The following is a 4,384-nucleotide window of genomic DNA, read 5'->3' on the forward strand; positions in this document are numbered from 1 at the left end:
GCGCGGCGAGGCAGACGACGTCGTGTCGGGCAGATCCCATGACCGTCAGTGGGCAGTTCTCATGTCCGCCAGCGGGCAGTTTCGTGGCCGTCTCCGGGCAGTTTCTCGTGGCCGCCGACACGCGTAACTCATCTGCTGCCAACCGATGCCATGCAGATCCGCGTACCTCATGGCCCACCTCCAACCAGGGACCGGGCATACACCCAGGCGCCGAACGACCGTGCGGAACGAAGCCTTCAACCGCAAGATACCCGTGATTACATAGGAGGAAAAGGGTATTCGATAGGCTGATTCACGCCAGGTCCGCGAGGTGCCGCAACGATGGAACCACCAACGCTTGCTCCTCGGCCGCGGGCGCGATCCAGGCGACTGACAATCGATCAGCCACCACCCCCTCCTTGGCCGCCAGCAACTGCTCGCCGCGCTCCGTGAGGGCCAGGAGCCGGCGGCGCCGATCGTCGTCTGCCGGGACGCGGCGCAAAAGGCCGTTCGCCTCCAAGAACGCCGCCTGTTGGGTCACGGTCGGCTGACTCAGGGCGGTGTAGTCAGAAATTGCGACAATTCCCTCGGCGGCGCAAGCCTGAACAGCATCGAGAAGGACGAGTTGGGGAACGGTAACGTCCTCGAACAGGGGCTGCAGCCGACCTCGGATGCGTCTTACCACGGCAAGAAACGCCAGGGCCGCGTCGGCGAAGTCCTCCGGGCCACGCGGGGCGCGGGACGGCTGCAACGTTGAGGTCATCAACTGCATCCATGAGGCGACGCCTACGTGACTCCTCGGCGTCCGGGATCTTCCCGGCCCCGCCCGGGGTGGACATGACCGAGCTGTTCCTGCCCATGCTCATCATGAGTGACGCACCTCGGCACACCCAGCCGCGTCATCTGGTCAGCAAGGCCTTCACCGCGCGCCAAATCGCCCGGGTCGAGGCGCGCGTCCAGACCCTCGTCAACGACCTCCTCGACCAAGTTTCCGGCCCACGCTGCTGACCGCATCGTTAGAACGCGGACTCGTCGGCGACCCCGAAAGCCGCGAGGAGATGGCCATCGAGCCCTGGCGGCAGGCCACCAAGACCTACCGGGGCGGGCGCATGGTCATCGACGAACTGACTGAGAACCCGCCAACCGAAGGAGTAGCCCACGCTGTCCGCACGACCGCGCGCCACGACTGGGCAGCCATGGCCATCGCAGCCGGGCTGGCCAGTGGCCTCGACGAACCAGCGATTCGAGTGGGCCACCGCCTCGAGATCGAAGCGCGACGGAGCAACCAGCTTGCAGAACACACCGCGGCACGCGAGCCGCGACCGCGAAACGTGCTGAGCAAGATCAAGACGATCAGCCGTTAGGAGGTAAGCGCGAGTCGTTTCGACTACCGCTGGTCGGCGAACACCGCGAGCAGCCTCGGCGAGGATTTAGAACCAAGCCCCGCCCAGGGTGACGTCCCCTTGCTCCTATGTCAAGCAGCTGTCGCTGTCGACGCTGTGTTGGCCTCGGCGTCGGTCGTGAGGGCCTTGAAGACGACGTCGGATAGCCGTCTCTTGAGCGCTCTGATGGACTCGGCCTTGTTGTCTCCGGCGGCGCGCCGGCGCTCAAGGTAGGTTTTCGCGTCCGGGTGGTAGTGCGCTTGGGTGATGGCGATGCGATGGATCGCTGCGTTGATCTGTCGATTGCCGGTGCGGCTGAGTCGGTGTCGTTCGTTGTTCCCTGACCAGACGGGAAGCGGTGCGGTGCCGTTGTGGCGGGCATAGGCGTGCCGGGATCGGAAGCGTCGGACGCCGGCGGTCTCGCCGAGGATCTTGGCCGCGCTCAAGGTCGCACAACCGCAGATCTCCAGGAGTGCGGGTGCCTGCGCGCGCACCAACTGTTCCAGTTCTTGGTCGAGCTCCAGGATCTCGGCGGTGAGCAGTCTGCATCGCTCGACCAAGCCGCGTGCCAGCCGGGCGACGGTGCCATCCTCGCGGGTGAGGTGTTGCAGGATCGCCTTCAGATGCTTGGCTCGCCACAGGGAACGAGCTGGTGGCGCCCAGGCTGGGTCCAGCTCGTGCAGGTGCCACCGCAGCCGGTTGATCGCTCGGGTGCGCTCAGCCACGAGGTCGTCGCGATGGTCTGCCAGCAGTCGGACCTCTCGGGCCGGCCCGTCGAGGCTGGCGGTGGGAAGGTTCGGTTCGCGCAGTGCTGCTCGTGCCACCGCCAGTGCATCGATGGGGTCTGACTTGCCGTAGGTACGGGCGCCGTCTCGAGCGTGGGCCATCATCTTCGGAGGAACTCTGACGATCCGCTCACCAGCTCCGAGGAGGTCGCGCTCGAGTCGCCGCGAGAGATGGCGGCAGTCCTCGATTGCCCAGGTTCGGGCGTCGCCGAACTGCTCGGCCCAGCACAGCAACTGCAGGTGATCAGCTGTTGTCGTGCCCGTTGTTCGTTCGCCCAGTTTGGGGACTGCTGCACGAACGGGTGACAGTTTCGGTTAGGCCGCTTGGATCGCGGTTGTCATCATGATCAACTCGTATTCGACAGGGTCAATCGTCCGAGAGCGGCCTGTCGACGGCGTCGGTGGTAAGTCTTCTCGATCCACGTCACTATCGCGATCCGCAGATCCTCACGCGTCGCCCACGCCCGTCGGTTGAGGACGTTCTTCTGCAGCAGCGCGAAGAACGACTCCATGGCTGCGTTGTCACCAGCTGCCCCAACGCGACCCATGGAGCCGACCATCGAGTGACGGTTGATCGCGTGGACGAACTTCCTGCTTCGAAACTGCGACCCGCGGTCGGTGTGAACCACACAGCCGGCCACATCACCGCCTTCGATGCGGCGGCGAGCAACTGCGTTGTTCAGCGCCGCGACCGCCAGCGACGACTTCATCCGTGAGTCGATCGAGTAGCCCACGATCCGGTTGGAGTACACGTCCTTGATCGCGCAAACGTAGAGCTTGCCTTCGCCGGTCCAGTGCTCGGTGATGTCCTATGCCGACCTTGGAACTATGCCGACCATTTCAGCGGTCGCGCAGGTCAACGGTGATGCTGAGGTTCGGAAGGTCGGCATAGTCGCGTAGTCGTGGCCACGCTTTCAGACACGGGGTGTCTGTCTGGAGGTGTGGTTCGTGACGAAGAGATCTGCGATAGCCCGGTCGTACCCGGATCGGGTTCCTCGGGTTCCGGTGGGCCCCTTGGCACCGACGGTGCTGGGCGAGTGCTCGGCCTGGTTGAGCATCAAGGGTTACTCCCCGGGCTCGGCGGCCGGGGTGCTGAACGCGCTGGGCCGACTCAGCTTGTGGATGCGAACGGTCGGTGCCGGTGTCGAGGACATCGAGGAGGAGCTCCTCGCCAGGTTCGTGGAGGAGGAGCGCGCGAGGGACGTCGTCTGCGTCACCGCGATGAGGGCCCGAGGGACGATGCGCAGGTTCCTTGTGGCGAGCGGATACCTGGGCTCTGTGGTGGTCGAGGACTGCCACCCGACGCCGGCTGCGGCTGCAGTGGCGCAGTGGCGTGGTTGGATGCGCGACCAAGGCGGCCTGACCGAGCAGACCATCGCGGCCCGCGTCCATTACGCAGCCGGCCTCCTGGACGCGCTGACCACCGACGGCGGGGCCCTGGAATGGCGTCGGCTTGAAGTCCCCCTCGTGAACGCCTACGTCGCCGAGCGCGGACGTGGCTACGGGGCTGTCGCACGTGCGCACATCGTGACCGCTGTCCGGTGCCTACTGCGGTGGGCGCTGAGCACCGGTCGTATCGACCGGGATCTTGCTCCTGGCATCCTGAAGCCCCCAGGAACGAAGCGTTCCTTGCCGCGTGGCGTGAGCGCCGACCAGGTCGCTGCACTGTTGGGGGCGTGCGATCCCGCCACGGCGATCGGGACCAGGGACCGGGCGCTCGTCCTGGTCCTGGTGAGGCTGGGCCTGCGCGCTGGTGAGGCAGCGGGCTTGAGGCTCAACGATATCGACTGGGCCACCGGCCAGTTCAAAGTCACCGGCAAGGGCCGCGAGCACGTGCTCCCGCTCCCTGTCGACGTGGGCCAGGCGTTGGAGGCGTGGCTGCGGCACCGGCCTCCTGCCCTGGACAGGGCGGTGTTCGTGCGGATGAAGGCGCCTCGCCAGGCGATGACGACCTCGGGGATCTCTGGCGTCATCGCCCGGCTGTCGGGCCTGGCGGGGATCGACCCGATCTACGCGCACCGGCTCAGGCATACCGCCGCGATGAGCGTGCTGGCCTCGGGCGGTTCCCTGACCGAAGCGAAGGAGCTGCTGGGCCACGTCCACGCCGCCACCACGATGGCTGAGTGTGCCAGTCTGAAGTGGCCCCACTTGGAGCCGTAGTGCTGGCTTGAAGTGGCCCCACCCTCGACCTACTTGTCCCCGTACTTTCGTGCCCGTCTGCCAAGGCGAGTCACGAGA

At 66.1% G+C, this 4,384-nt stretch carries 5 protein-coding genes and 1 pseudogene; 3 read left to right on the forward strand and 3 right to left on the reverse strand.

What is annotated here, in order from left to right:
* Positions 1 to 292: 292 nt before the first annotated feature.
* Entirely contained in the window at positions 293 to 751 is a 459-nt protein-coding gene (locus QWJ41_RS20580; RefSeq protein ID WP_056681081.1) for a MarR family winged helix-turn-helix transcriptional regulator, read from the reverse strand.
* Positions 752 to 816: 65 nt separating this feature from the next.
* On the opposite strand from QWJ41_RS20580, the gene QWJ41_RS20585 reads away from it, so the two are divergent.
* Entirely contained in the window at positions 817 to 987 is a 171-nt protein-coding gene (locus QWJ41_RS20585; RefSeq protein ID WP_235532562.1) for a hypothetical protein, read from the forward strand.
* 50 nt (positions 988 to 1,037) lie between these two features.
* Entirely contained in the window at positions 1,038 to 1,343 is a 306-nt protein-coding gene (locus QWJ41_RS20590) for a hypothetical protein (protein WP_056681076.1), read from the forward strand.
* A gap of 110 nt (positions 1,344 to 1,453) precedes the next feature.
* Here QWJ41_RS20590 and QWJ41_RS20595 read toward each other — a convergent pair whose 3' ends face one another.
* Both QWJ41_RS20595 and QWJ41_RS20600 read right to left on the reverse strand, forming a co-directional pair.
* Complete coding sequence (locus tag QWJ41_RS20595) at positions 1,454 to 2,455, reverse strand: IS110 family RNA-guided transposase (protein WP_056681073.1); 1,002 nt, start codon at positions 2,453 to 2,455, stop codon at positions 1,454 to 1,456.
* Between the two features lie 6 nt (positions 2,456 to 2,461).
* Positions 2,462 to 2,955 (reverse strand): annotated as a pseudogene (locus tag QWJ41_RS20600) (IS3 family transposase); the annotation flags it as partial.
* A gap of 196 nt (positions 2,956 to 3,151) precedes the next feature.
* Here QWJ41_RS20600 and QWJ41_RS20605 point away from each other — a divergent pair.
* Positions 3,152 to 4,306 carry a tyrosine-type recombinase/integrase gene (locus QWJ41_RS20605; protein WP_302710341.1) on the forward strand — a complete coding sequence of 385 codons (1,155 nt, stop codon included), beginning with the start codon at positions 3,152 to 3,154 and terminating at the stop codon, positions 4,304 to 4,306.
* Positions 4,307 to 4,384: the final 78 nt, after the last annotated feature.

The organism is Nocardioides cremeus, from assembly GCF_030518195.1.
GTDB lineage: Bacteria > Actinomycetota > Actinomycetes > Propionibacteriales > Nocardioidaceae > Nocardioides > Nocardioides cremeus.